This window comes from Brevundimonas sp. 'scallop' (assembly GCF_011045535.1).
GTDB lineage: Bacteria > Pseudomonadota > Alphaproteobacteria > Caulobacterales > Caulobacteraceae > Brevundimonas > Brevundimonas vesicularis.
In genome coordinates this window covers 2,953,012-2,975,599 of the sequence record NZ_CP039382.1, presented here as the reverse complement: position 1 = coordinate 2,975,599, position 22,588 = coordinate 2,953,012, and the positions used below count along the sequence as shown (strand labels likewise).

The following is a 22,588-nucleotide window of genomic DNA, read 5'->3' as shown; positions in this document are numbered from 1 at the left end:
AGCGATATGTCTAGGATCGACTGGGCCAGGCGCAGGCGTCGCCGCGCCAATGTGACACTGTAACGCCGAATCGGGTTGTCGGCGGTGGAAAGGCGAGGGTAGGTCTGCGGTTCGGGATTTGTGGGGACTTCAGACGATGATGATGCGTGGACGTGGGGTTGGGCTGGTTCTGGCGGCGGTGCTGCTGAGCGGCGTGGCGGGTGGGGCGTTAGCCCAGAACGCGGCGCCGGCTGCGGGGCCGATGGTCTATCAGCAGCCGCCGGCGCCGATCGCGGACATCCTGGACGCCAAGCCGACGCCGTCGTCGATGCTGAGCCCGGATCGGCGGACGCTGGTGTTGATGGACCGGTCTAATCTACCCAGCATCAAGGCCCTGGCCGAGCCGATGCTGCGGTTGGCGGGGACGCGGATCAATCCGAGGAACAATGGCGCGGCCGAAAGCCGGGTGGCGTGGCTGACGGGTCTGAGCCTGCAGGCGGTGGATGGCGGGCAACCTCGCGTCGTGGCCCTGCCCGACGGCGCGCGGTTCACGGCGCCGCGGTTCTCGCCGGACGCCAAGTCGCTGGCCTTCGTGCTGGACCGGCCGACGGGGCTGGAGCTGTGGGTCGTGGATGTGGCCTCGGCGCGGGCGCGCAAGCTGACCGATCCGGTGGTCAATATGACGGGCGGAACGGGCTATGAATGGCTGCCCGACAGTTCGGGTCTGCTGGTCGAGGCGGTCCCGGCGGGACGCGGTCCGGCGCCGGACGTGACGGCGGCGCCCACGGGGCCCAATATCGAGGAGACCGCCGGGCGGGTCGCGCCGGTGCGGACCTATCAGGACCTGTTGTCGAACCCCGGCGACGAGGCCCTGTTCGACCATTATTTCACCAGCCAGCTGACGCTGGTTCCGCTGAACGGCCGTGCACGGACGATCGGGGCGCCGGCGGTCTATCTGGACGCGTCGGTGTCTCCGGACGGCAAATACATCCTGCATGAGATCGCCAAGCGGCCCTATTCCTATGCGGTGCCGGACGACCTGTTCCCAACCGAGATTGTGGTGACGGATCTGAACGGTCGCGTGGTGCGCACGGTCGCCGACCTGCCGCTGAGGGACGATGTGCCGACCGCCTTCGACGCCGTGGCGCCAGGGCCGCGCTCGGTCGAGTGGCGGGCCGATGCGCCGGCGACCCTGACCTGGGTCGAGGCGCTGGACGGCGGCGACATCCGCAAGCAAGCCGAGTTCCGGGACCGGGTCTTCATGCAGGCCGCGCCGTTCACGAGCGAGCCCGTCAAACTGATCGACCTGAAGGAACGGTATGGCGGCGTCGTCTGGGGCCGGGACGACCTGGCCATCGTCAACAGCCGCTGGTTCAACACCCGGCATGAGACGCGCTTCGTGGTGGATCCGTCCAACCCCGGCGAGGGCCGGGTGTTGCTGGAGCGGAACTATCAGGCGCGCTACGACAATCCGGGCCAGCCGGTGACCCAGCCGAATGCGCAGGGCCGTTCGGTGATCCGCTTCGATCCGCAGGGGCGCATCCTGATGTCAGGCGCCGGGGCGACGCCGCAGGGCGAGTTCCCCTTCCTGGCCGCCATGGACCCGGCGACGGGACGCAGCGAACGGCTGTGGACCTCGGCCAATACGGATTACGAGACCGTGGTCGGCTTCCTGGATACGGACGGCAAGCGGGTGGTGACCCAGCGCGAGACGCGGCTGGATCCGCCCAATCTGCAGATCCGCGACCTGACGACGGGCCAGACGACGCGGCTGACCAACTTCCCCGATCCGGCGCCGCAGCTGGCCGAGGCGACGCGGCAACTGGTGACCTATGAGCGGGCCGACGGGGTCAAGCTGTCGGGGACGCTGTATCTGCCGGCCGGTTACGACAAGGACCGCGACGGGCCGCTGCCGATGCTGATGTGGGCCTATCCCGCCGAGTTCACCGATGCGGCGGTGGCGGGCCAGACGGTGGACGTGCAGAACCGGTTCGTACGGCCCGGCGGGTCCAGCCATCTGTTCCTGCTGACCCAGGGCTATGCGATCTTCGACAACCCCTCCATGCCCATCATCGGCAAGGATGGGGCCGAGCCGAACGACACCTATGTCGAGCAGCTGGTCGCCGATGCGAAGGCCGCGGTCGACGCCGTGGTCGGCATGGGCGTGGCGGACCGCGACCGGATCGCGGTCGGGGGGCACAGCTACGGCGCCTTCATGACGGCGAACCTGCTGGCGCACAGCGATCTGTTCCGCACCGGGATCGCGCGGTCGGGGGCCTATAACCGCACCCTGACGCCGTTCGGCTTCCAGTCCGAGCAGCGCAACTATTGGGAGGCGACCGAGGTCTATACCGAGATGTCGCCCTTCACCTATGCCAACAAGCTGAACGAGCCGATCCTGCTGATCCACGGCGAGGCGGACGACAACTCGGGCACCTTCCCGGTGCAGTCCGAGCGCTTCTATGCGGCGCTGAAGGGGCTGGGGGCGACGGCGCGTTACGTCACCCTGCCGCTGGAGGCGCATGGATATCGCGCGCGGGAATCGGTGGGCCACACCCTGTGGGAGATGACCCGCTGGCTGGACCAGTATGTGAAGAACGCCCCGCCGAAGCCGGCGGAGTGATCTAGGGCTTGGGCGTCGCCGGACCTGCCGCGACAGATGCTGCGATAGCGGCAGCGGCGGCGTTCACCTGTTCCAGACGAGCGTCCTGCTCCGACTGGGGCGGGACGCCGAAGACGGCGCGCAGGCTGTCGGGGATCAGGGCGCGGTCGTAGGGATCGAGGGTGGCCGGGGCGTCGCGGGTCTTGCGGGTCTGGGTGCCGTAGATCTGCGGTTTTTCGGTCATCTGCAGATAGCGATCCAGCGTCGCGGCGGCGATCCAGGCGCCTTCGGGCGAGCCCTTGGCCACGGCGGCGACGGCCAGGCTATGGGCCAGCAGATAATCCTCGGGCGTGGAGCCGTGCTGGAAGACGAAGGCGGCGGCGCGGTAGTCCTCGCCAGTCTGGAGCGCGCCGGCGTCCAGCAGGGCGCGGGTCTGGACACGGCGCGCGGCGTCTTCGGCGAGCATTGCTGTGACGCGGGCACGGTCCTTGAAGAAGTCCGGCGTCAGGTTCTGCCTTACGGCCTGGTCGGCGGCGAAGATGGCGGCCATCTCGGCGTTGTTTTGAGGCGAGGTCTCCTGCGCCAGCGCCGGAACGGCGAAGGCGAGGACGACGGCCGACATCGCGGCGGCGCAGGACAGGCGAGACGGACGCATGGGAGATCTCCGCTGAAGCTTGAGCGGACATTGGTCTGCGGATTTGCGGCCGAAACCGGGCGACGGGATTATAGTGTCGTCAGGGTCTGACGATCAGTCGCACGACCTCGCCGGCGTGGAGGCGGTCGAAGCCGGTGTTGATGTCATCCAGGGGAATGACGCCGCTCATCAGGCGATCCACCGGCAGGCGGCCCTGGCGATACAGGGCGACGTAGCGGGGGATGTCGCGGCTGGGGACGCAGGTGCCGATGTAGGAGCCCTTCAGCGTGCGCTCCTCGCCGACGAGGGAGACGACGTTGACGGCAAGGGCCGCATCGGGCGGCGGCAGGCCGGCGGTGACGGTGGTTCCGCCGCGCCGGGTCATCTTCCACGCCGCCTCCAGCGCCCGGACCGAACCGGCCATTTCGAAGGCGAAGTCGGCGCCGCCGTTCGTCAGGGCGCGGACCTGATCGACCGCATCGGGGTCGGCGGCGTTGACGGTTTCGACCGCGCCGAGGGTGCGAGCCAGGGCGAGCTTGTCCTCGGACAGGTCGACGGCGACGACGGGGCTGGCGCCCGAGGCCAGGGCGCCCAGCACGCTGGCCAGGCCCACGCCGCCCAGGCCTATGACGACGACGCTCTGGCCCGCCTTGACCCCGGCGGTGTTCACCACGGCGCCGACGCCGGTCAGGACGGCGCAGCCGAACAGGGCCGCCTCTTCGAACGGCAGGTCGGGATCGATCTTGACCAGGGAGCGTCGCGAGACGACGGCCCGCTCGGCGAAGGCGGAGCAGCCGAGGTGGTGGTTGACCGGCTCGCCCTCGCGGAAGATGCGGCGAGCGCCGGACAGCAGCTCACCCCGGCCGTTGGCGGCGGCGCCAGGCTCGCACAGGGCGGGACGGCCGCCGGCGCACGGATTGCAATGACCGCACGACGGCATGAAGACCATGACGACGTGATCGCCGACGACGAGATCGGTGACGCCGTCCCCCAGCGCCTCGACCACGCCCGCCGCCTCGTGCCCCAGGGCCATGGGGAGGGGGCGAGGGCGGTCGCCGTTGATGACCGACAAGTCCGAGTGGCACAGGCCCGCGGCCTTGATCGCAACCAGCACTTCGCCGGGGCCGGGCGGGTCCAGCGTGACGGTCTGGACCGACAGAGGGCGGCTGTCGGCATAGGGGCGGGCGGCGCCCCTGTCGGACAGGACGGCGGCGCGAGTCGTTAGGGTCATGTGGTCAAGCTCATTCTTGCGCTAACGCCGCCGACGCAGTCGGCCGCTTCTTGAGCGCGTTCGTGATCAGACTGTTACCGATAGTCGCTTGACCTAACGTCGTCCAAGCTAGAGCGTCGAGATCGAGAGCGACGTTTCGCGTCGCCGAGGGAGACGACGATGCCGAAACGAGACGAGGGCGCGCTGGCGCAACGGGCGACCTACAAGGCCTTTCACATGGTCTCCACCCGCTGGGCCGACAACGACCAGTACGGCCATATCAACAACGCCAAATTCTATGAGTTCGTCGACTCGGCGGTGAACGCCCATCTGCTGATCGCCAATGCGCTGACGGAATCGATCGGCTTGGTGGTGGATTCGGGCTGTCGCTACACCTCGTCGCTGAAGTTTCCCGATGTGATCGAGGTCGGCATCAAGGTCGATGCGATCGGCACCTCCAGCGTCACCTACGGCTTTGGGGTCTTCAAGCGCAGCGTCGACGTCCCCGCCGCCATCGGCCATTTCGTCCACGTCTATGTCGACGCCGAAACCCGCCGGCCCAAGCCGTTGCCGGCGCGACTGAGAAGCGTGGTGGAGAATCTTCGCGCGGGGTGAGGACTTTCGCCCCTCGTCTGTACTCCAGCGCCTGTTTCCGTGATGCCAATGCCTTCCGACCGCGCCGATCCCGATGACGCCTTCTATCTGAGCCTTACGGAGGCGGATGCCGCAACGACCGGGGACGATCCGCGCGGAAGCTTGGAACTGGTCGTGTCCATGCGCATCGCTTTTGTCGCGCGGGCGTGGATCACGCGGGCCAATGCGCTGTTTCGCGGTCGAGGCTATACGGCGGCCCAGCGCGCGCACCTTTATGTCCTGGCGTCCAAGCCCAAGGGGATGACGCAGGCGGAGTTGGCGGCGATCCTTCGGATATCGGAGGCCTCGCTGTCGCGCCGCATCAAGCTGTCGATCGAAGAAGGTCTGGTGTCGCGCCACCCGTTTTGCGGCGACGGACGGGCCAACCTGATCCGGCTGGAGCCCAAGGGGCTGGAGGCGCTGAACGCCTCCGATCGCGTCGCGCGCGAGGATCGCACGCGACTGCTGGCGGGCGTGACCGACGAGGAACTGGCCATCACCGCCAAGGTCCTGAAGCTGCTGACGGATCGTATTCCGCAGACGCCCGAACGGTCCGACGCCTGACGGCATCGGACCGCCCTCAACGTCAGTCGCCAGCCCCTAGGCGTCGAGAATGACCTGGCCGTCTTCCTTGACGAAGGGCTTGGCGAGATGGTCGGGCAGCAGGTCCAGAACCGTCTCGGACGGGCGGCACAGTTTGACGCCCAAGGGTGAGACGACGATGGGGCGGTTCATCAGGATCGGGTGCGCCGCGATGGCGTCCAGCAGCTGGTCGTCAGACAGGCTTGTGTCGCCCAGGCCGAGGTCGGCGTAGGGCGTGCCCTTTTCTCGCAGGATATCGCGCACCGATACGCGCATCCGTTCGACCAGTTGGGCCACCAGCGCGCGGTTGGGCGGGGTCTTCAGATACTCGATCACATGCGGCTCGATCCCGACGTGGCGGATCAGGGCCAGGGTGTTGCGCGACGTGCCGCAGGCGGGGTTGTGATAGATAACGACGTCCATTGGCCTCAGTCGCAGCAGGGGGCCAGTTCGGCCAGCAGGGGTTGGCAAAGCTCGGCGCGGCCCTGGCAGCAGTCCTTCAGCAGGAACAGCACGACCTCACCCAGTCGATCCAGATCGGCCCGGTAGATGATCGACCGGCTGCGCCTCTGGGACGCGATCAGCCCGGCGCGAGACAGCACGCCCAGATGCGCCGACATCGTATTGGTCGGAACGGCGAGCCGATCGGCGATCTCTCCGGCCGGCAGGCCGTCCGGCGCATGGCGGACAAGCAGCCGGAAGGCGTCCAGTCGCGTGGATTGCGCCAGGGCGGCGAGCGCGAGAATGGCGGGTTCGGATTCCATTATTCCAAGATACTGGAAATATAGTTTCGTGCAAGCTAGAGAGGGCGGTGCGGTCGTCGTTCGACCGGGATGGAGCCGCCCATGGTCGTCGCCTTTCTGATCTTCGCGGTCACCATCACCCTGGTGATCTGGCAGCCGAAGGGGTTGCAGATCGGCTGGAGCGCGATGGGCGGTGCGGCGGCGGCGCTGTTGCTGGGCGTCGTCACCCTGGCCGACATCCCCGTGGTCTGGGACATCGTTTGGAACGCCACGGCGACCTTCGTCGCGATCATCATCATTAGCCTGTTGCTGGACGAGGCGGGCTTCTTCGAATGGGCGGCGCTGCATGTCGGGCGATGGGGCGGCGGCCATGGACGCAGGCTGTTCGTCCTGTTCGTCCTGCTGGGCGCGGCGGTGTCGGCGGTCTTCGCCAACGACGGGGCGGCGCTGATCCTGACGCCCATCGTCATCGCCATGCTGCTGGCGCTCGGCTATGGCCCCAAGGCGACGCTGGCCTTCGTAATGGCGGCGGGCTTCATCGCGGATGCGGCCAGCCTGCCGCTGGTGGTGTCCAACCTAGTCAACATCGTCTCGGCCGACTTCTTCGACATCGGCTTCGACCGCTATGCGGCGGTCATGGCGCCGGTGAACCTGGCGAGCATCGCGGCGACGCTGATGGTGCTGTTTTTCGTCTTCGGACGCGATATTCCCAAGGCCTATGACGTGGAGCGGTTAGCCGCGCCGTCCAGCGCGATTAAGGACCGGGCGACCTTCCTGTGGGGCTGGATCATCCTGGCGTTTCTGCTGATCGGCTTCTTCGTGCTGGAACCGCGAGGGGTGCCGGTGTCCGCCGTCGCCGCGACGGGGGCGGTCGTCCTGTTGGTCGTGGCGGGCCGCGGCGCGGTCATCAGCACGACGAAGGTGCTGCGCGAGGCGCCGTGGCAGGTCGTGATCTTCTCTTTGGGGATGTATCTGGTCGTCTATGGGCTGGGCAACGCCGGTCTGACACGCCAGATCGCGGGCCTGCTGGACGGCTTCGCGCAGGGCGGAGTCTGGGGCGCGGCCTTCGGAACCGGGTTTCTGACGGCCTTCCTGTCGGCCATCGCCAACAATATGCCCACGGTCCTGATCGGCGCCCTGTCGATCGACGCCTCGGGCGCGACGGGCGCGGCGAGGGAGGCGATGATCTACGCCAATGTCATCGGCAGCGACCTGGGGCCTAAGATGACGCCCATCGGCTCATTGGCCACATTGCTGTGGCTGCACGTCCTGGCGCGGAAGGGCGTGAAGATCGGCTGGGGCTATTATTTCAAGGTGGGCGTGGTGCTCACCCTGCCGGTCCTGGGCGTCGCCCTGGCGGCCCTGGCCTTACGCTTGAGCGTCTAGGGCCTCAGTCGTCCAGACGGCCGATCAGGAACAGGGCGCCGACGGCGGTCAGGGCGCCCAGGGTGAAGGCGGTGACGATGGCGCCGGTGGCGACGGCGGTGGAGACGGTGACCGGGCGGGCTTCGTACCACTCGACAATGTCGGCCTCGTGCAGGTCCTCGTCCATATAGCCTTCGGCTTCATAGATGGTGTCGTCTGCGGTCATGGCTTTACGCTCCGTCTGTCTTGCCCGGATCAATACGCCCAAACGGTACAGGTTCCACCCCTGTCGCCCCCGATCGGCGTATCGTGACAGGATGCCGCTCTTCGTTTAGGAGGCGCGGCTCAGGTTCAGAACGCTCAAAGACGATCCCATGGCCGGCCACTCGAAATTCAAGAACATCATGCACCGCAAGGGGCGCGCCGATGCGCAGCGTTCCAAGCTGTTCTCCAAACTGTCGCGCGACATCACCGTGGCGGCCAAGTCGGGCCTGCCGGATCCGGCGGCGAACCCGCGCCTGCGCCTGGCGGTCAACAACGCCAAGGCCGAAAGCCTGCCCAAGGACGTGATCCAGCGCGCCATCAACAAGGCCGCCGGCGGCGACGTCGATACGATGGAAGAGGTCCGCTACGAGGGCCGGGGTCCGGGCGGCGTGGGCATCATCGTCGAAGCTTTGACCGATAACCGCAACCGCGCGGCGTCCAACATCGGGGCGGCCTTCAAGAAGAACGGCGGCGCCCTGAGCGAGATGAACTCGGTCGCCTTCATGTGGGACAAGGTCGGCAAGATCACCTACGCCGCCGAGGCCGGTTCGGAAGACGCCGTGATGGAGGCCGCCATCGAGGCCGGCGCCCAGGACGTCGAGAGCGACCTGGTCAAGCCCGACATCTACGAGGACGCGCCGGGCCACACGATCTGGACCGCCTTCGAAGACCTGAACGACGTGGCCGAAGCCATGTCCAAGGTGCTGGGCGATCCCAAGTCCACCGCCATCGTCTGGAAGCCGCAATCCGAAGTGCCGGTGACCGGCGACGCGGTGGGCACGCTGTTCAAGCTGCTGGACGCGCTGGACGCCGAGGACGACGTGTCGGCGGTCTATTCCAACGAGGACATCTCCGACGAGGACGCGGCCAAGTACGCGGGCTGATCCCGAACGACCGCGAGTCGTTCGCACGGAACCGGGTCGTGCGCCGGGCGTAACGAGGCTTCACCGTTACGCCTGGAGCCCCCTATGGACATCACCCAGCTGATCCTCGACGACCATGCCGAACAGCGTCGACTGTTTGCGATCATCGAACAGATCGACCCCAAGGACACAGATGCGCTGAGCGCCGTCTGGACGCGGTTGTCGGCGTTCCTGGATGTGCACGCCGAGGCCGAAGAGCGGTTCTTCTATCCCGAGCTGCTGAAGCAGGGCGAGGGCGCCAATGACGCCGAGGACGGCACGGTCGAGGGCGAGACCGAGGACGCCATCGAGGACCACAACAAGCTGCGCGACGCGGTCAAAGCAGTCGAAAAGCATAAGGTCGGCACCAAGGCGTGGTTCGACGCCGTGGGCGAGGCGAACGTCGTCAACTCCAAGCACATGGGCGAGGAAGAGCGGCAGGGGCTGACCGACTTCCGCATGAACGCCGACGTCGAGACGCGCCATGAGCTGGCGGTGAAGTTCGCCGCCTTCGAGGCCGAGTACATCACCGGCGTCAAGCCGGTGAACAAGGACCCCGAGACCTATATCGAAAAGCACGGCTGAGGCGGGCGCTGCGACCACGATGTCGCAGCATCGTCCGTCCAAGGAACATCCGCGCTCGGCCCGTCGTTGAGCGCGGATGAATCTGGGTAGTCTGGAAGGCGCCGTCCTGCCGATCCTCGGCGCGGTGATCGCGGGCGGGGTCATCGGCTTCGAGCGCGAATGGCGGGGCCGGGCGGCGGGCCTGAGAACGCACATCCTGGTCAGCCTGGCGTCGGCCTTGCTGATGCTGGCGGCCATGTCGCAGGCCGATTGGGCGTTCCGCGCCCTGCCCGACGAGAACATCGTCACAGACCCGACGCGGATGGCGCACGGCGTGCTGACGGGGATCGGGTTCCTGTGCGCAGGCGTGATCTTCCGCACCGGATTTTCGATCCATGGGCTGACCACGGCGGCGTCGCTGTGGATCACCTCGGCGATCGGCATTCTGTTTGGGGCCGGCCTCTATGCGCTGGGGACAGCGGCGACGGTGGTCACGGCGCTGATCCTGATCGGCTTGAGGCTGATCAACGGGCGTTTGCCGGCGCGCACGGTGGTGGACGCCGAAGTGTGCTGGGAACGGCGCGAGGCGTCGCCGGAGCCGGCGATCGAGGCGGCGCTGAAAGCCATCGATGCGGACGCGCGACACGACCGGTTCGAGCTGATCGATGGACAGACCGTTCGACGGACCTGGCGATTGAAGGCTGCCGAGGAAAGCCAGCTAAAGCGGCTGGCGGAACAGCTGTGCGCCATACCGGGCGTGGTCGCCTACAGCCTGGACCCGCGCGACGACTGAAACCGTTCATTGCCCGATAACCCTCTTTGCGGCATGAGGGGAACGGATGGCGAACGAACCTGTCAGAATCATCGGCCTGGACCCCGGTCTGCGACGCACCGGCTGGGGCGTCGTGGTGTCGGATGGCGCGCGCCTGAGGTGGGTGGCGCACGGGGTGGTGGCCCCGCCCGAGACCGCGCCGTTCAGCGAGCGGCTGCTGCATCTGTTCGAGGCGCTGGGAACGATCTGCGCCGACCACGGCTGCGAGGAGGCGGCGGTGGAAGAGGTGTTCGTCAATGTGAACCCGTCCTCCACGCTGAAGCTGGGTCATGCGCGGGCGGCGGTGATGCTGGCGCCGGCCAAGGCGGGTCTGACGGTGGCGGAATATTCGCCGAACCTGATCAAGAAGGCGGTGGTGGGCGCAGGCCATGCGGACAAGAGCCAGATCGCCTTCATGGTCAAACGGCTGCTGCCGACCGCGGGCGACGTGAAGGCGGATGCGGCCGACGCGCTGGCCGTCGCGATCACCCATGCGCAGCTCAGGAAGCGGTCCCTGCTGGAAGCGATGCACCGGGGGGCGGCGTGATCGGGCGGTTGAGAGGCGTGCTGGCCGAGGTCGGCGAGGCGGAATGTCTGATCGACTGCGCCGGCGTGGGCTATGTCGTGTCGTGCGGGGCGCGGACGCTGGGGCGACTGCCGGCGCCGGGCGACGAGGCGACTGTGCATGTCCATTCGCAGTGGAGCGAAGATGCGGGGCCGCGCCTGTATGGATTTCTGACGCGCGACGAGCGGCGGGCCTTCACGACCCTGCTGGCCATTCAGGGCGTGGGGCCCAAGGCGGCGCTGGCGGTGCTGGACGTTTTGCCGCCCGGCGAACTGGCGTCGGCGGTGGCGCGCGAGGACAAGGCGGCGGTGGCGCGGGCCAACGGCGTGGGGCCGAAGCTGGCGCTGCGGATCGTCACCGAGTTGAAAGGCAAGGCCTTGGGCGACGCCAGCTTTGCGCCCGTCGCACCCGGCATGCACGTCGAGATCGCAACGCCCGTTCCCTCGATCACCGGCGAGGCCGTGTCCGCCCTGCTTGGGCTGGGCGTCGCCGAGGTCAATGCGCGCCGGGCCGTGGATCAGGCCTTGATCCGTCTGGGCGAAGAGGCGGAGCTGTCGGCGGTGATCCGCGCGGCGCTGCAGGAGTTGGGCCGATGAGAGCCGCATCGACATGACCCGCGTCATCTCCCCCGAGGCCGAGACCGGCGAATCCTTCGACCGCGCGCTGCGGCCGCAGACGTTGTCGGAGTTCGTCGGCCAGTCGCAGGCCAAGGGCAATCTGAAGGTCTTCATCGATGCGGCGCGCGGGCGGGCCGAGGCGCTGGACCATGTGCTGCTGTTCGGACCGCCGGGACTGGGCAAGACGACGCTGGCGCAGATCGTGTCGCGCGAGCTGGGCGTGGGGTTCCGTGCGACCTCCGGGCCGATCTTGGCCAAGGCGGGCGATCTGGCGGCGATCCTGACCAATCTTGAGCCGCGCGACGTCCTGTTCATCGACGAGATTCACCGCTTAAGCCCCCAGGTCGAGGAGATCCTGTATCCGGCCATGGAGGATCATGTGCTGGACTTGATCATCGGCGAGGGGCCGTCGGCGCGTTCGGTGCGGATCGACCTGGCGCCGTTCACCCTGGTGGGGGCGACGACGCGGGCGGGCCTGTTGGCCACGCCGCTCAGGGACCGGTTCGGCATTCCGCTGCGACTGGAGTTCTACACCCCCGACGAACTGACGGCTGTGGTGCGCGGCACGGCGCGCAAAATGGGCGCAGCCATCGACGAGGCGGGCGCGCGCGAGATCGCGTCGCGGGCGCGCGGCACCCCGCGCATCGCCGGGCGCCTGCTGCGCCGGGTGCGGGATTTCGCCTCGGCGGAAGGGGCCGAGACGATCTCGAAACTGGTGGCGGCGCGGGCGCTGGCGCGGCTGGAGGTGGACGAGGCCGGGCTGGACAGCCTGGACCGGCGCTTCCTGAAGGCGCTGATCGAGAACTATGGCGGCGGGCCGGTCGGGATGGACACCCTGGCGGCCGCCATCGCCGAGGCGCGCGATGCGGTCGAGGACGTGATCGAACCCTATCTGCTGCAACAGGGCTTCATCATGCGCACCCCGCGCGGCCGCATGGCCTGCGCCAAGGCCTATGCGCATCTCGGCCTCAGCGCGCCGGCGCAACCGGCCGCCGGACCTGTGCCGGGCGACCTGTTCGAATAGGCGTTGCCAAGCGGGGCGGGCGGGGGTTTGCTGGGGCGAACCGGAGCCGTCGTCCCATGATCCTGCGCACCCTGGCCGTGATGGCGTTTGCGGCCGGCCTGACCGGTCTGGCGCCGCCTGCGAGAGCAGAGGCCCCCGTCTTCACCGACAAGGCCTGTCCCAGTGATTGGCCGACGGGCCTGCGCGAGGTGCGGTGCGGGACCCTGACGGTGGACGAGGCGCGCGACGGCTCGGTCAGCGATCGGCGCATCGACATCGCCGTCGTCATCTTCAAGGCCAGCGCACCCTACAAGGACGCCTCGGGCCAGGCGCTGCCGCCGATGGTGATGTTCCATGGCGGGCCGGGCGGGGCTCTGACGCCGGGGGCGGGGCGGATGCTGGCGGCGCTTCGTCGCAATCCGGAGGCCTTTGCGGTGGATCAGGACGTGATCCTGTTCGACCAGCGGGGCGGCGGGGCGAGCAACCCGTCGATGGACTGTCCGGGCGTCGAACTGACCGATGCGGGACCGCCGTCCGACAAGGACCGCGACGGGCTGATCTCCTGTCTGAAGGGCTATCAGGCGCAAGGGATCGACCTGAACCAGTACAACGCCGCCGCAATCGCCGACGACGTGAAGGACATGGCCCAGGCCCTGGGTCTGGCCAAGATCGACCTGTGGGGCGGATCGTATGGCCCGCGCATCGAGGCGGCCGTCATCACTCATCAGCCCCAGATCGTGCGCGCCGCCGTGATGGACAGCCCCTGGCCGCCCGAGGGCAACTGGGCCGTCGGCACGCCCGAACAGGTCTCGGCGGCGGTGAAAATCATCCTGGCCAAATGCGCGGCCCAGGCGGCCTGCGCGGCGCAGCATCCGGACCTTCAGGCGCGGTTCGAGGCCGAGGCGCGCAAATGGCTGGCCGGTCCGGTGACGGGCAAGGACGGGCGCACCTTCACCGTCGACGACCTGTCGGCCTTTCTGATGGACACGACCTATAGCGCGACGGGCGTGCGCAGCCTGCCGGTCGATCTGGACAAGATCATCACCGGCGACCTGACGCCGGTCGCGGAGATCGCCGAAGATCGCACCTATTATTTCGAGGGTCAGCACATGGCCCATCTGTGCAAGGAAGAACTGCCGTTCGAGTCCAAGGCGCGGCTGGCGGCCGGGGCGGCCGGTGATCCGGTCGCCGAGGTGCTGGTCCCGTCACTGTCGCGGCTGTTCGACGTCTGCGCGGCGGTGGGCGAACGGCCCGCGCTGCCGATCGAAAATCTGCCGGTCCGGACCGACATCCCGACCCTGTTCGTCGCCGCCGAGATCGATCCGGGCTGCCCGCCGCCGCTGACCGAGGCGGCCGCCAAGGGCTATGCGAACAGCCAGGTGGTGATCGTGACCAACGCGACCCACGGCGTCATCAACGCCAGCCCCTGCACGCGCAAGATGGCGCGCGATTTCCTGCGTGATCCGTCCAAGCCGGTGGATCGGACCTGCCTGCCCGCCGCCGACACGCCGCTGGACTTCACCCTGGATGCGCCCGCCGCATGAGGGTGATGCGCCATCGCAGCCCGCTTCAGCAGCGCCTGATAATCGCGGCGGCGCTGGTTTTCGCCCTGTGCGCGGTCGGCGTCTGGATGCTGATGCAGCCGGCGCACACCCCGTCGCCCGAGCCGGCCGATGCGCGGGTGATGCGCCAGATCCGCACCCAGGCGGGGCGCGGCGCCGAGCTGCGCTACGCCGAGAACGGCGAAAGGCGATCGGTGTGCGGCTATGTCGGGCGCGTCGCGGGCGGTCCTGCGGTGGGCTTTGTCTCCATCCCCAATCGCATCCTGTTCAGCGACGACCCCCTGCCGACTGAGTTCCGCGAAATGCGCCAAAGCTACTGCCCTGGTTTCATGGCTGCGCCGAACCGCCGGCCGTGATCCGTCGTCGGTTGAATGGGCCAGCACTCGCTCTGATCGCACAGATCACGGCGACGGCGGCTATCAGCCTGCTGGCGATCCGGGCGGCCGGGGCGGGGACGGCCTCGGTTGCGGTTCAGGCCGCGGCGTTTCTGATCGGGGCCGTGGCGCTGTGGGCGGCGTCGCGGATGGCGCGGCCAGGCCGGGGTCCGAGGTTGATGTTGGCGGCGGCGATCCTGGTCGTCGCCGTCCTGATGTTGACGACGGGCGTGGAGATGCAGGGCGCGCATCGCTGGCTGGCGCTGGGGCCGGTTCTGATTCACCCCGCTTCGCTGCTGGGCGCGCCGCTGCTCTGGCTCGTGGCGCAGGATGCAGACGATGTGTGGACGGCAGGCGCCGCTGGCCTGACGATCCTGACGTTCGGTCTCGGCTTCGACGGAGCCGCCAGCCTGGCCTTCGCGGTGGGAACGACTGCATTGCTGACGGCGGCGAGAGGGTCGTGGAAGACGTTGGCGCCGCTGGCGGCCCTGTCCTGGATTCTGGCGCTCTGGAGCCTGACGCGTCCGGAGGCCCTGCCGCGCGTTCCCTATGTCGAGGATGTCGTGCCGACGGTCTGGGCCACGTCGCCGATCCTCGGCGTGGCGGCGGGCCTGGCGTTAGTCGTGCTGTCGGCCCCGTTGCTTTGGATGGGATGGCGCACGCGGGGCGTCGGAGCCGCCGTCGGACTGGCCATGGCCGGGTTCTGGATCGGTCTGTCGGCGGCCAATCTGCTGGGCGCCTATCCGGCACCGGTGGTGGGATATGGCGCTTCGCCCGTGATCGGATGGCTTGTCGCGGTCGGACTGGTTATGGCGTCTGCACGACGCACGAGGTTTCAGTGACCGCAATCTCCGACCAACCCACCGCCGGCCGTTTCGATGGGCGCGATCACCTGTTGCCGGTGCGCGTCTATTATGAAGACACCGATTTCACCGGCCTGGTCTATCACGCCAACTATGTGCGCTATTTCGAGCGGGGGCGGTCCGATTTCCTGCGCGCCATCGGGGTGGGGCACGCGGATCTGCTGGAGGAGGCCGAGCCGCTGGCCTTCGTGGTGTCGGAGCTGAACATCAAATATCTCAAGCCCGCGCGGATCGACGACGCCCTGGTGGTTCGCACCGTCTATGAGCAGGTGAAGGGCGTGCGGCTGATTATCCGCCAGAGCGTGGAGCGGGCCGGCGAGGTGCTGTGCCGGGCCGAGGTGACGGCGGTGTGCATCCATCTGGACGGGCGGCCGCGACGGCCGTCGAAGGGCCTGGTCGAGAAGGTCACGCCGTGGCTGGCGGCCAGTGGAACCGCCGACTAGGATCGCGCCAACGAGGGGGAAACGTCATGGCCGCAGAAACCTACAAAATGTCCACCAGCGCGGTGATCGTCACGATCCTGCTGTTCGTGCTGCTGATCGGCGGCGGCTTGGTGGGCTGTCCCTATTATAAGGTTTGGGAGCGCAAGATGGCGGGCCAGGCCGAGCTGCAATACCAGCAGGGCGCGCGCCAGGCCCTGATCGCGCAGGCCGCCGCCGAGGACGAGGCGGCGATCAAGCGGGCCGAGGCGGCGACGCGCCGGGTCCTGGGCTGGACCGATGCGGCCAAGCGCGGCTGCGCCGAACTGGGCCGGGCGGGCGATCGCCAGTGCGAAGAGCAACTGCTGAAGGACGCCGCCACCTATTCCATCGCCAAGGAAGGCCACGAGGGCGTCATCATAAGCGTCGGCGCCCCGGTCTCTGTCGCGGTCGATCCGAACGCGCGGCGGACGGCGTCCGAGTAACCTGCCGTTAACCCTTATGACGCGCCTGTCAGATGACGGGCGGACGGGTCGGGGCTAAACGGGCCGGACGCCACACAATGGTCACGTCCGCTCGGTCGAAGAGGGGACGTGACGATCTCGATTCCGCCCGGAGCGCCTGAATGACCACGCCTGTCGACGCCGCGATGATGAACCCGGTCGAGCTGTTCCTGACCGCCGACTGGGTGGTCAAGAGTGTGATGATCGGGCTGGCGGCGGCCTCGATCTGGTCGTGGACGATCATCATCGACAAGGCGGTTCGGTTCACGGCGCTGAACAAGCGCGCCGACGAGTTCGAAAAGTCGGTTCAGTCCGGCCGGTCGCTGGAAGAGGTGGCGTCCCAGGCCGGACCCGAGCCGGACCACGCCTTGCCGCGCATGCTGGTGATCGCCCTGTCGGACTGGCGCGAGGCGCGTCAGCGCGGGGCGTTGAACGAGCATCAGGGCGACCTGCTGCTGGTGCGGATCGACAAGGCGATGAACAGCCTGATCTCGCGCGAGGGCCAGCGGATCGAGAACGGCCTGGGCGTGCTGTCGGTCGTGGCCACGGCCTCGCCCTTCATCGGCCTGTTCGGCACCGTGTGGGGCATCATGAATGCGTTCGGGCGGATCGCGGCGGCGGGCAACACCAATCTGACGACGGTGGCGCCGGCCATTGCCGAAGCCCTGTTCGCCACCGCCATCGGCCTGGCGGCGGCCATCCCGGCCTATATCGCCTACAACAAATTCTCAATCGACGCGGGCAAGTTCGTCGGCCGGCTAGAGGCGTTCGCCGACGATCTGCAGGCCGCCGTGGCGCGCCGACTGGGCAGCCCGTCGGCCCCGCCGCCTCCGCCCCCGCCGTCAAGCGACCTCAGCCTGAAGCGGGGCGTCTGAGCCATGGCCTTGGGCGGTGGTGCGAGCGGCGGCGGGCGCCGGGGACGCAGGGGGCGTAAAGGGCCTCTGACCGAGATCAACGTCACGCCCCTGGTGGACGTGATGCTGGTGCTGCTGATCATCTTCATGATCTCGGCGCCGCTGCTGACGGTGGGCGTGCCGGTCGAACTGCCCAAGACCGAGGCCAGCGCGGTCGAGATCAAGTCCGAACCTCTGTCGGTCAGCATCGACCAGCAGGGCGCGATCTTCGTCGGCGACAGCGAGACGGCGTTCGACGCCCTGTCCACGCGCCTGTTGACCGAGGCCGGCGGGGCCGACAAGGCGGCCGAGCGGCCGGTGTTCGTGCGGGCCGACGGGCGCGCGCCCTATCAGGCGGTGGCGCGGGTGATGGCGCGGTTGAGCGCCTCGGGCTTCACCAAGCTGAACCTGATCACCGACACGGCGCCGGAGGCCTGAATCCGTTGCGTCGGCCGAGCCCCGCCATCCTCGGATCGCTCGCCCTGCACGCCGGGGCAGTCGCGCTCGCCTTCTTGATGGTGTCGCCAAAGATGGACGAGGACGAGACGCCGCTGGTCGCCTCGGTGCCGGTGACCATCGTGTCGGAAGAGGTGATCCAGGCGGCGCCGGCGGACAATCCGCAGCCCGAACCCTCGCCCGACGACGCCGCGACCGCCCCGGTGCAGCAGCCCGATCCCGTGCCGCCGACGCCCGAGCCGACGCCGCCGCAACCCCAGCCGCGCCCGACCCCGACACCGCCGCGGCCCACGCCGCCGCGCCCGGCCCCGACGCCCACGCCGACGCCGAAGCCCACGCCGACCCCGACGCCGCCGCGTCCGACGCCTCGACCCCAGCCGCCGACGCCGGCGCCGCCGACCAAGGCCCAGCCGACCCCGCGCCCGGCGACGCCCGCACCCGCCCGCCCCGCGCCCCAGCGCACCGAGCCGAGCCTGGATCTGGACGCCCTGGCCGGACCGACCCGCCCGACCAACAATCGCGGCCGACCGGCGACGGGGCAGCAGGGGGCGGGCGCGGCGTCCCAGGCCACGGGCCCGCAGATCACGGCCATCTTCAATCAAGTCTATCCGAACTGGATCCTGCCCTGCGACATCCCCGGCGCGGACCAGCTGCGCATCCAGGTCGAGCTGACCCTGTCGGCCGATGGGCGGATCACGCGCGGGCCCAGCCTGATCAACGCCCAGTCGTCGAACGTCTATCGCGCCGCCGCCGACGGCGCCCTGCGCGCCCTGCGCCAGACCGCGCCCTTCGACGTGCCGCAGGGCTTCCCCGGCGGGGTCTATCGCCCGACCTTCAACACCGAACGGGCGTGCCGTAATCGCTGAGCGTCAGGCCGTTATGAGATGTAGGGCAGCCTTGCCGCCCTTCACCGCGTCAGGCGCCAGGCGTCGGTCGAACGTGGCCAGCCGCCCGCCGTTCGAGACGGCTAAGGCCAGCAGATAGCTATCCGTCAACTGGCCCGAGGTGAGCAGGCGATCCTGCGCGATCAAACGGTCGCTCAGCAGACTGATGTCGTCGGGCCAGAACACATGGCCGGGTTGGCTCAGCAAGGAGTGAAGCGCGGGCAACACCTGCGCAGGCGCGCCCGGCGAGTTTGGATATTTCGGATTGCTGAGGATTCGAAGCGCGCCGTTTTCGGTCAGCGGGCAGGTCGCCCAACCAGCCTGATACTCATTTGCGAACCAGGCGTGGGCGGTGAGATGCTCGGTATGGGCTGGATCGATCAATGCGATCAGGACGCTGACGTCCAGAAGCGCGATCAAGGCAGCTCATCGCGCAGAGCGTTGATCTGTTCGGTCGTCACCACAGCGCCCTTGCGGTGCGGCAGGAGACGAATGCCGTTGCGGAACTCGGGCGACGTGTCCGGCTTGGCCTGTGTGATCGAGCGGCGCGCGAGATCGGAAATGACTTCGCCCACAGAGGTTCGGGTCTGAACCGCGATGGCCCGTGCGGCGTTCAGCACGTCGTCGTCGATGGCGAGTGTAGTGCGCATGGCTGTAAGATAATGCATCACGCATCACGCATCAATGATCGCTCCCGTCCCGAATGTCGCCCTATTCCCCGTGAAGCTGGCGAAAGTCGAACGGCCCGGCGATAAGGGGCGGCGATCCTTCGAGACTTATGGGAGCATCTGATGCGTCTGAACCTTCTTCTGGCCTCCGTGGCGGCTGTCGCGATGGCGGCTCCTCTGACGACGGCGGCGCAGACGCCTCAGCAGAACCAGCCGGTCGAGGTCGAGATCGATCAGGGCGTGTTGCGCCCGCTTCAGATCGCGGTCGTGCCGTTCGCCGGGACGCACGGGTCGGACATCTCCAATGTCGTCAGCGCCAATCTGAAGCGGTCGGGCTTCTTCGAGCCGCTGAACCCGTCCAGCTTCATCGAGACCGGGCTGACGCTGGCCAATGCGCCGAACTTCCCTCAGTGGACCCAGATCGGCGCGCAGGCGGTGCTGTACGGCGGGGTGACGACGCGCGGCGACGGGCGGCTGGACGTGGGCTTCCGGCTGTATGATCCCTACCGCCAGTGCCAGCTGGTCAGCTATCAGTTCACCGCGACCCAGGAGCAATGGCGCCGGATCGCGCACAAGATTTCCGACGTCATCTATCAGCGCATGACCGGCGAGGCCGGCTTCTTCGATTCCCGCGTGATCTTCGTGTCCGAGGAGGGCACGCAGCTGAACCGGATCAACCGCCTGACCATCGCCGACCAGGACGGGTTCAATCCGACCTATCTGACGCAGGGCGACGAGGTGATCATGTCGCCGCGCTTCTCGCTGTCGCAGCCGGACGAGATCACCTATGTGGCGCTGGGCAAGGACTACAGCCGCATCTACCTGTATAATCTGACGACGGGCCGGCGCGAGAGCCTGGGCGAGTTTGACGGTCAGGTGCTGGCGCCGCGCTTCTCCAACGACGGCAACAAGATCGCGTTTTCGATCATCCGGGGCGGCAATACCGACGTCTATGTGATGGACCTGCGCAGCCGCCAGATCACGCGCCTGACCAGCGACCCCGGTATCGACACCTCGCCGTCCTTTAGCCCGGACGGCAGCCAGATCGTCTTCACCTCGGACCGCTCGGGTTCGGCGCGCCTGTATGTCATGCGGTCGGACGGATCGGGCCAACGACCGATCTCGCGCGGCGGCGGCATCTATACGGCCCCGTCCTGGAGCCCGACCGGCAATCTGATCGCCTTCACCAAACAGGGTGGCGGCCGGTTCTCGACCGGGGTGATGAACGCCGACGGTTCGGGCGAGCGCATCCTGTCGTCCAGCTATTTCGAGGAAGGCCCGAACTGGGCGCCGAACGGCCGATACGTGATGTTTGCGCGCCAGACGCCGGGCGGCGACACGCGTCTGTGGACCGTGGACCTGTCGGGGCGCGTGGTGTCGCAGGCGGGCTATAACGGGCGCGGGACCGACCCGGCCTGGTCGCCGCTGCTGGACCGCGGCCCGAGCAATCTGGGCGTGAACCAGGGCGCCGACAGCTGCCCCGCCTAGACGCCGCACCGACACCGTCGGAGCCTTAAAGCTCAACTGTGCGTTATCGCCTCTAGCGTCGAAAAATCGCCCGAGGCAGACAGTAAAGCCAAGCTTGAGGCCCGCCCCTTGCCAGAAACGATACGTCAGGAGACGACCCCATGAAGACTTCCCGCATTCTCAAACTGGCGATGGTCGGCTGCGCCGTCGCCGCCATGGCCGCCTGCACCCGAAAGCCCCCGGTCGAGACCGGCGTGCCCGGTCCGAACGACGGCACGACGCAACCGACGGGCCCGGCCTATCCGACCGCGCCCACCGGGCCGGTGACCGGCGGAAACATGGGTTCGGCCGCGCCGGGCACCGAACAGGATTTCGTCGTCAACGTCGGCGACCGCATCTATTTCGACCTGGACTCCTATGAGGTCCGTCCCGAGGCCATGCCGCGCCTGGACGCCCAGGCCCAATGGCTGCAGCGCTATCCGTCCGTGACGGTCCGCATCGAAGGCAACGCCGACGAACGCGGCACGCGCGAATACAATCTGGCGCTGGGCGCTCGTCGTGCAGAATCGGTGCGCACCTATCTGATCAACCGGGGCATTCCGGCCGGCCGGATCGACACCATCAGCTTCGGCAAGGAGCGGCCGATCGCGGAGGGTTCGAACGAGGACGCCTTCGCCCGCAACCGCAACGCCCACACCGCTATCGTCTCGGGCGCGCCGCGCTGACGACCGGCTGATCGGCTGATCTGAAGGAGGCGCCGGCCGCAGGGTCGGCGCCTCTTTTCGTTTCCGCGCTTGTCCTGACGCCGGGCCGGCGGCAGAACCGTCGTCACAGGGATCGGGGGATCAGCGGATGGATATCGAAGGGGCGGGCGCCGTCGTCACGGCCGGACTGGTCGCAGGCGCGATTGAAAAGCCGACGGGCAAGGCCGGCGAGGCCCACGCCCACGGCGTCTGTTCCGACTGCGGGGCGGAAACGAGCGGCAACTTCTGCGCAAACTGCGGCCAGCCGACCCATGTCCATCGCAGCCTGCTGCACCTAGGCGAAGAGCTGCTGCACGGGGTCATGCATTTCGACGCCCGGATCTGGCGCACCCTGCCGCTGCTGTGGCTGAACCCCGGCCGGCTGACGCGCGAGTGGGTCGAGGGCAAACGCACGCGCTTCGTCTCGCCGCTGGCGATCTTCCTGTTCACCCTGTTCGTGATGTTCTTCGCGCTCAGCTTCATGCCGCATCCGGAATCCAAGTCCGGCGAGGCGGCGGAGATGAGCGAACGGATCGCGTCTCAGCGCGTCGGCCTGGCCGAGGCCGAAAAGGCCCTGGTCCAGATGCGGGCGGAAAGCGGCGCCCAGCCGGACCCGACGATGCAGATGGCGATCAACGCCGGACAGAAGCTGGTCGACGACCGCCGCGCGGCCCTGGCCCGGCTGGAGATCGAGCAGCGCGACGGCCGCGCCGACGGTCTGAAGCCCGGCAGCTGGCAAGCCGGGATCAAGGACATGGCGACCGGCGAAAGTGGCGAGACCAAGCTGAAGGTCATGGGCAAGGATGCCAAGAAGGAAGGCCACGGCATCGGCGCCACGGTGTTGAAGAAGCTGCAGAACCCGGACCTGGCGGTTTATAAGTTTCAGCAGACGGTGTACAAGTTCGCCTTCCTGCTGGTGCCCTTGTCGATCCCGTTCGTGGCCCTGCTGTTCCTGTGGAAGCGGGGCTTCACCCTTTACGAACACGGGGTGTTCGTTCTGTACTCGCTGACCTTCATGGCCATGCTGCTGATGCTGATGGTGCTGTCGGCGACGATCGCCGGGTGGCTGGGCGCCATCGTCATTCCGCTGGGGCTGCTGGCCGTGCCCGTGCATGTGTTCGCCCAGATGAAGGGCGCCTATTCGCTGTCCTGGTTCTCGGCCCTGTGGCGGACGATCGCTCTGTTGGTGTTTTGCAACATCGTGGTCGGCCTGTTCTTCGCGGCCATCGTCTATCTGGGTCTCGGCCACTAGCTCGGCCTTGCGGCGGCCCCAAATCGGTGA

General features: G+C 68.0%; 28 protein-coding genes. 21 read left to right on the top strand and 7 right to left on the bottom strand.

What is annotated here, in order from left to right; all coding sequences use genetic code 11:
• Positions 1 to 136 precede the first annotated feature (136 nt).
• Positions 137 to 2,602: a prolyl oligopeptidase family serine peptidase gene (locus tag E4341_RS14985; RefSeq protein WP_165118349.1), complete on the top strand. Its 2,466-nt coding sequence runs from the start codon at positions 137 to 139 to the stop codon at positions 2,600 to 2,602.
• A gap of 1 nt (position 2,603) precedes the next feature.
• Here E4341_RS14985 and E4341_RS14980 read toward each other — a convergent pair whose 3' ends face one another.
• Both E4341_RS14980 and E4341_RS14975 read right to left on the bottom strand, forming a co-directional pair.
• Positions 2,604 to 3,236: a hypothetical protein gene (locus tag E4341_RS14980; protein ID WP_165118347.1), complete on the bottom strand. Its 633-nt coding sequence runs from the start codon at positions 3,234 to 3,236 to the stop codon at positions 2,604 to 2,606.
• Between the two features lie 79 nt (positions 3,237 to 3,315).
• Positions 3,316 to 4,446, bottom strand: a complete 1,131-nt coding sequence (locus E4341_RS14975) for a zinc-dependent alcohol dehydrogenase family protein (RefSeq protein WP_165118345.1) — start codon at positions 4,444 to 4,446, stop codon at positions 3,316 to 3,318.
• Between the two features lie 159 nt (positions 4,447 to 4,605).
• Between E4341_RS14975 and E4341_RS14970 the strand changes: the two genes are divergently transcribed.
• Both E4341_RS14970 and E4341_RS14965 read left to right on the top strand, forming a co-directional pair.
• The gene (locus E4341_RS14970; RefSeq protein WP_165118343.1) at positions 4,606 to 5,040 is read left to right on the top strand and encodes a thioesterase family protein; all 435 of its coding nucleotides are present in this window, start codon (positions 4,606 to 4,608) and stop codon (positions 5,038 to 5,040) included.
• A 48-nt stretch (positions 5,041 to 5,088) separates the two neighbouring features.
• Positions 5,089 to 5,622: a MarR family winged helix-turn-helix transcriptional regulator gene (locus E4341_RS14965; protein ID WP_165118341.1), complete on the top strand. Its 534-nt coding sequence runs from the start codon at positions 5,089 to 5,091 to the stop codon at positions 5,620 to 5,622.
• A gap of 36 nt (positions 5,623 to 5,658) precedes the next feature.
• Here the strand turns inward: E4341_RS14965 and arsC are convergent, their stop codons facing one another.
• Both arsC and E4341_RS14955 read right to left on the bottom strand, forming a co-directional pair.
• Positions 5,659 to 6,063, bottom strand: a complete 405-nt coding sequence (gene arsC, locus E4341_RS14960; RefSeq protein ID WP_165118339.1) for an arsenate reductase (glutaredoxin) — start codon at positions 6,061 to 6,063, stop codon at positions 5,659 to 5,661.
• Positions 6,064 to 6,068: 5 nt separating this feature from the next.
• On the bottom strand, positions 6,069 to 6,404 hold the full coding sequence (locus tag E4341_RS14955) for a helix-turn-helix transcriptional regulator (RefSeq protein ID WP_017506449.1): 336 nt from the start codon (positions 6,402 to 6,404) through the stop codon (positions 6,069 to 6,071).
• A gap of 81 nt (positions 6,405 to 6,485) precedes the next feature.
• On the opposite strand from E4341_RS14955, the gene E4341_RS14950 reads away from it, so the two are divergent.
• Positions 6,486 to 7,769, top strand: coding sequence for an arsenic transporter (locus tag E4341_RS14950; protein ID WP_165118337.1), 1,284 nt, complete (start codon positions 6,486 to 6,488; stop codon positions 7,767 to 7,769).
• 4 nt (positions 7,770 to 7,773) lie between these two features.
• Here the strand turns inward: E4341_RS14950 and E4341_RS14945 are convergent, their stop codons facing one another.
• On the bottom strand, positions 7,774 to 7,974 hold the full coding sequence (locus E4341_RS14945; RefSeq protein ID WP_055753936.1) for a hypothetical protein: 201 nt from the start codon (positions 7,972 to 7,974) through the stop codon (positions 7,774 to 7,776).
• Between the two features lie 148 nt (positions 7,975 to 8,122).
• Between E4341_RS14945 and E4341_RS14940 the strand changes: the two genes are divergently transcribed.
• The 14 genes from E4341_RS14940 (at position 8,123) to E4341_RS15450 (ending at position 18,410) form a co-directional block, all read left to right on the top strand.
• The gene (locus tag E4341_RS14940) at positions 8,123 to 8,896 is read left to right on the top strand and encodes a YebC/PmpR family DNA-binding transcriptional regulator (RefSeq protein WP_165118335.1); all 774 of its coding nucleotides are present in this window, start codon (positions 8,123 to 8,125) and stop codon (positions 8,894 to 8,896) included.
• Positions 8,897 to 8,980: 84 nt separating this feature from the next.
• Complete coding sequence (locus E4341_RS14935) at positions 8,981 to 9,499, top strand: hemerythrin domain-containing protein (protein ID WP_165118333.1); 519 nt, start codon at positions 8,981 to 8,983, stop codon at positions 9,497 to 9,499.
• A 76-nt stretch (positions 9,500 to 9,575) separates the two neighbouring features.
• Positions 9,576 to 10,271, top strand: coding sequence for an MgtC/SapB family protein (locus E4341_RS14930; protein ID WP_165118331.1), 696 nt, complete (start codon positions 9,576 to 9,578; stop codon positions 10,269 to 10,271).
• A gap of 46 nt (positions 10,272 to 10,317) precedes the next feature.
• Positions 10,318 to 10,836 (top strand): crossover junction endodeoxyribonuclease RuvC, encoded by a 519-nt coding sequence (gene ruvC, locus E4341_RS14925; protein ID WP_055753940.1) that lies wholly within the window; start codon positions 10,318 to 10,320, stop codon positions 10,834 to 10,836.
• Positions 10,833 to 11,450: a Holliday junction branch migration protein RuvA gene (gene ruvA, locus E4341_RS14920; protein WP_055806492.1), complete on the top strand. Its 618-nt coding sequence runs from the start codon at positions 10,833 to 10,835 to the stop codon at positions 11,448 to 11,450. Before ruvC ends, ruvA begins: the two co-directional genes overlap by 4 nt.
• 13 nt (positions 11,451 to 11,463) lie before the next feature.
• Positions 11,464 to 12,495 (top strand): Holliday junction branch migration DNA helicase RuvB, encoded by a 1,032-nt coding sequence (gene ruvB, locus E4341_RS14915; protein ID WP_017506438.1) that lies wholly within the window; start codon positions 11,464 to 11,466, stop codon positions 12,493 to 12,495.
• Positions 12,496 to 12,551: 56 nt separating this feature from the next.
• Entirely contained in the window at positions 12,552 to 14,018 is a 1,467-nt protein-coding gene (locus E4341_RS14910; protein WP_165118329.1) for an alpha/beta hydrolase, read from the top strand.
• Between the two features lie 5 nt (positions 14,019 to 14,023).
• The gene (locus E4341_RS14905; protein WP_165118327.1) at positions 14,024 to 14,392 is read left to right on the top strand and encodes a hypothetical protein; all 369 of its coding nucleotides are present in this window, start codon (positions 14,024 to 14,026) and stop codon (positions 14,390 to 14,392) included.
• Positions 14,389 to 15,252 carry a hypothetical protein gene (locus E4341_RS14900; protein WP_165118325.1) on the top strand — a complete coding sequence of 288 codons (864 nt, stop codon included), beginning with the start codon at positions 14,389 to 14,391 and terminating at the stop codon, positions 15,250 to 15,252. The genes E4341_RS14905 and E4341_RS14900 overlap by 4 nt, the downstream gene beginning before the upstream one ends.
• Before the next feature lie 5 nt (positions 15,253 to 15,257).
• Entirely contained in the window at positions 15,258 to 15,716 is a 459-nt protein-coding gene (gene ybgC / locus E4341_RS14895) for a tol-pal system-associated acyl-CoA thioesterase (protein WP_165118819.1), read from the top strand.
• 26 nt (positions 15,717 to 15,742) lie between these two features.
• Positions 15,743 to 16,177 (top strand): hypothetical protein, encoded by a 435-nt coding sequence (locus tag E4341_RS14890; RefSeq protein WP_165118323.1) that lies wholly within the window; start codon positions 15,743 to 15,745, stop codon positions 16,175 to 16,177.
• 140 nt (positions 16,178 to 16,317) lie between these two features.
• Positions 16,318 to 17,070, top strand: coding sequence for a protein TolQ (gene tolQ / locus E4341_RS14885; RefSeq protein ID WP_165118321.1), 753 nt, complete (start codon positions 16,318 to 16,320; stop codon positions 17,068 to 17,070).
• 3 nt (positions 17,071 to 17,073) lie between these two features.
• Complete coding sequence (locus E4341_RS14880) at positions 17,074 to 17,526, top strand: ExbD/TolR family protein (RefSeq protein WP_066554427.1); 453 nt, start codon at positions 17,074 to 17,076, stop codon at positions 17,524 to 17,526.
• Between the two features lie 5 nt (positions 17,527 to 17,531).
• Positions 17,532 to 18,410 (top strand): hypothetical protein, encoded by an 879-nt coding sequence (locus tag E4341_RS15450; RefSeq protein ID WP_205751321.1) that lies wholly within the window; start codon positions 17,532 to 17,534, stop codon positions 18,408 to 18,410.
• Positions 18,411 to 18,413: 3 nt separating this feature from the next.
• On the opposite strand, the gene E4341_RS14870 is transcribed toward E4341_RS15450, so the two are convergent.
• Together E4341_RS14870 and E4341_RS14865 are read right to left on the bottom strand one after the other, a co-directional pair.
• The gene (locus E4341_RS14870) at positions 18,414 to 18,848 is read right to left on the bottom strand and encodes a TA system VapC family ribonuclease toxin (RefSeq protein WP_165118319.1); all 435 of its coding nucleotides are present in this window, start codon (positions 18,846 to 18,848) and stop codon (positions 18,414 to 18,416) included.
• A complete protein-coding gene (locus E4341_RS14865) occupies positions 18,845 to 19,078 on the bottom strand; it encodes a hypothetical protein (RefSeq protein WP_017506756.1) in 234 nt (77 codons plus the stop codon). The genes E4341_RS14870 and E4341_RS14865 overlap by 4 nt, the downstream gene beginning before the upstream one ends.
• A gap of 141 nt (positions 19,079 to 19,219) precedes the next feature.
• Here E4341_RS14865 and tolB point away from each other — a divergent pair, with 141 nt between their 5' ends.
• From tolB to E4341_RS14850, 3 genes are all read left to right on the top strand, one after another.
• A complete protein-coding gene (gene tolB, locus E4341_RS14860) occupies positions 19,220 to 20,584 on the top strand; it encodes a Tol-Pal system beta propeller repeat protein TolB (RefSeq protein ID WP_112861281.1) in 1,365 nt (454 codons plus the stop codon).
• A gap of 140 nt (positions 20,585 to 20,724) precedes the next feature.
• Complete coding sequence (pal, locus tag E4341_RS14855; RefSeq protein WP_039246161.1) at positions 20,725 to 21,288, top strand: peptidoglycan-associated lipoprotein Pal; 564 nt, start codon at positions 20,725 to 20,727, stop codon at positions 21,286 to 21,288.
• A 127-nt stretch (positions 21,289 to 21,415) separates the two neighbouring features.
• Positions 21,416 to 22,558: a DUF3667 domain-containing protein gene (locus E4341_RS14850; RefSeq protein ID WP_165118317.1), complete on the top strand. Its 1,143-nt coding sequence runs from the start codon at positions 21,416 to 21,418 to the stop codon at positions 22,556 to 22,558.
• The last annotated feature ends 30 nt before the right edge of the window (positions 22,559 to 22,588 follow it).

Bases quoted from the DNA above. Each gene is read 5' to 3' on its own strand.
- E4341_RS14985 (WP_165118349.1), top strand. From the start codon at position 137: ATGATGATGCGTGGACGTGGGGTTGGGCTGGTTCTGGCGGCGGTGCTG.
- E4341_RS14980 (WP_165118347.1), bottom strand. From the start codon at position 3,236: ATGCGTCCGTCTCGCCTGTCCTGCGCCGCCGCGATGTCGGCCGTCGTC.
- E4341_RS14975 (WP_165118345.1), bottom strand. From the start codon at position 4,446: ATGACCCTAACGACTCGCGCCGCCGTCCTGTCCGACAGGGGCGCCGCC.
- E4341_RS14970 (WP_165118343.1), top strand. From the start codon at position 4,606: ATGCCGAAACGAGACGAGGGCGCGCTGGCGCAACGGGCGACCTACAAG.
- E4341_RS14965 (WP_165118341.1), top strand. From the start codon at position 5,089: ATGCCTTCCGACCGCGCCGATCCCGATGACGCCTTCTATCTGAGCCTT.
- arsC (WP_165118339.1), bottom strand. From the start codon at position 6,063: ATGGACGTCGTTATCTATCACAACCCCGCCTGCGGCACGTCGCGCAAC.
- E4341_RS14955 (WP_017506449.1), bottom strand. From the start codon at position 6,404: ATGGAATCCGAACCCGCCATTCTCGCGCTCGCCGCCCTGGCGCAATCC.
- E4341_RS14950 (WP_165118337.1), top strand. From the start codon at position 6,486: ATGGTCGTCGCCTTTCTGATCTTCGCGGTCACCATCACCCTGGTGATC.
- E4341_RS14945 (WP_055753936.1), bottom strand. From the start codon at position 7,974: ATGACCGCAGACGACACCATCTATGAAGCCGAAGGCTATATGGACGAG.
- E4341_RS14940 (WP_165118335.1), top strand. From the start codon at position 8,123: ATGGCCGGCCACTCGAAATTCAAGAACATCATGCACCGCAAGGGGCGC.
- E4341_RS14935 (WP_165118333.1), top strand. From the start codon at position 8,981: ATGGACATCACCCAGCTGATCCTCGACGACCATGCCGAACAGCGTCGA.
- E4341_RS14930 (WP_165118331.1), top strand. From the start codon at position 9,576: ATGAATCTGGGTAGTCTGGAAGGCGCCGTCCTGCCGATCCTCGGCGCG.
- ruvC (WP_055753940.1), top strand. From the start codon at position 10,318: ATGGCGAACGAACCTGTCAGAATCATCGGCCTGGACCCCGGTCTGCGA.
- ruvB (WP_017506438.1), top strand. From the start codon at position 11,464: ATGACCCGCGTCATCTCCCCCGAGGCCGAGACCGGCGAATCCTTCGAC.
- E4341_RS14910 (WP_165118329.1), top strand. From the start codon at position 12,552: ATGATCCTGCGCACCCTGGCCGTGATGGCGTTTGCGGCCGGCCTGACC.
- E4341_RS14905 (WP_165118327.1), top strand. From the start codon at position 14,024: ATGCGCCATCGCAGCCCGCTTCAGCAGCGCCTGATAATCGCGGCGGCG.
- E4341_RS14890 (WP_165118323.1), top strand. From the start codon at position 15,743: ATGGCCGCAGAAACCTACAAAATGTCCACCAGCGCGGTGATCGTCACG.
- tolQ (WP_165118321.1), top strand. From the start codon at position 16,318: ATGACCACGCCTGTCGACGCCGCGATGATGAACCCGGTCGAGCTGTTC.
- E4341_RS14880 (WP_066554427.1), top strand. From the start codon at position 17,074: ATGGCCTTGGGCGGTGGTGCGAGCGGCGGCGGGCGCCGGGGACGCAGG.
- E4341_RS14865 (WP_017506756.1), bottom strand. From the start codon at position 19,078: ATGCGCACTACACTCGCCATCGACGACGACGTGCTGAACGCCGCACGG.
- tolB (WP_112861281.1), top strand. From the start codon at position 19,220: ATGCGTCTGAACCTTCTTCTGGCCTCCGTGGCGGCTGTCGCGATGGCG.
- pal (WP_039246161.1), top strand. From the start codon at position 20,725: ATGAAGACTTCCCGCATTCTCAAACTGGCGATGGTCGGCTGCGCCGTC.
- E4341_RS14850 (WP_165118317.1), top strand. From the start codon at position 21,416: ATGGATATCGAAGGGGCGGGCGCCGTCGTCACGGCCGGACTGGTCGCA.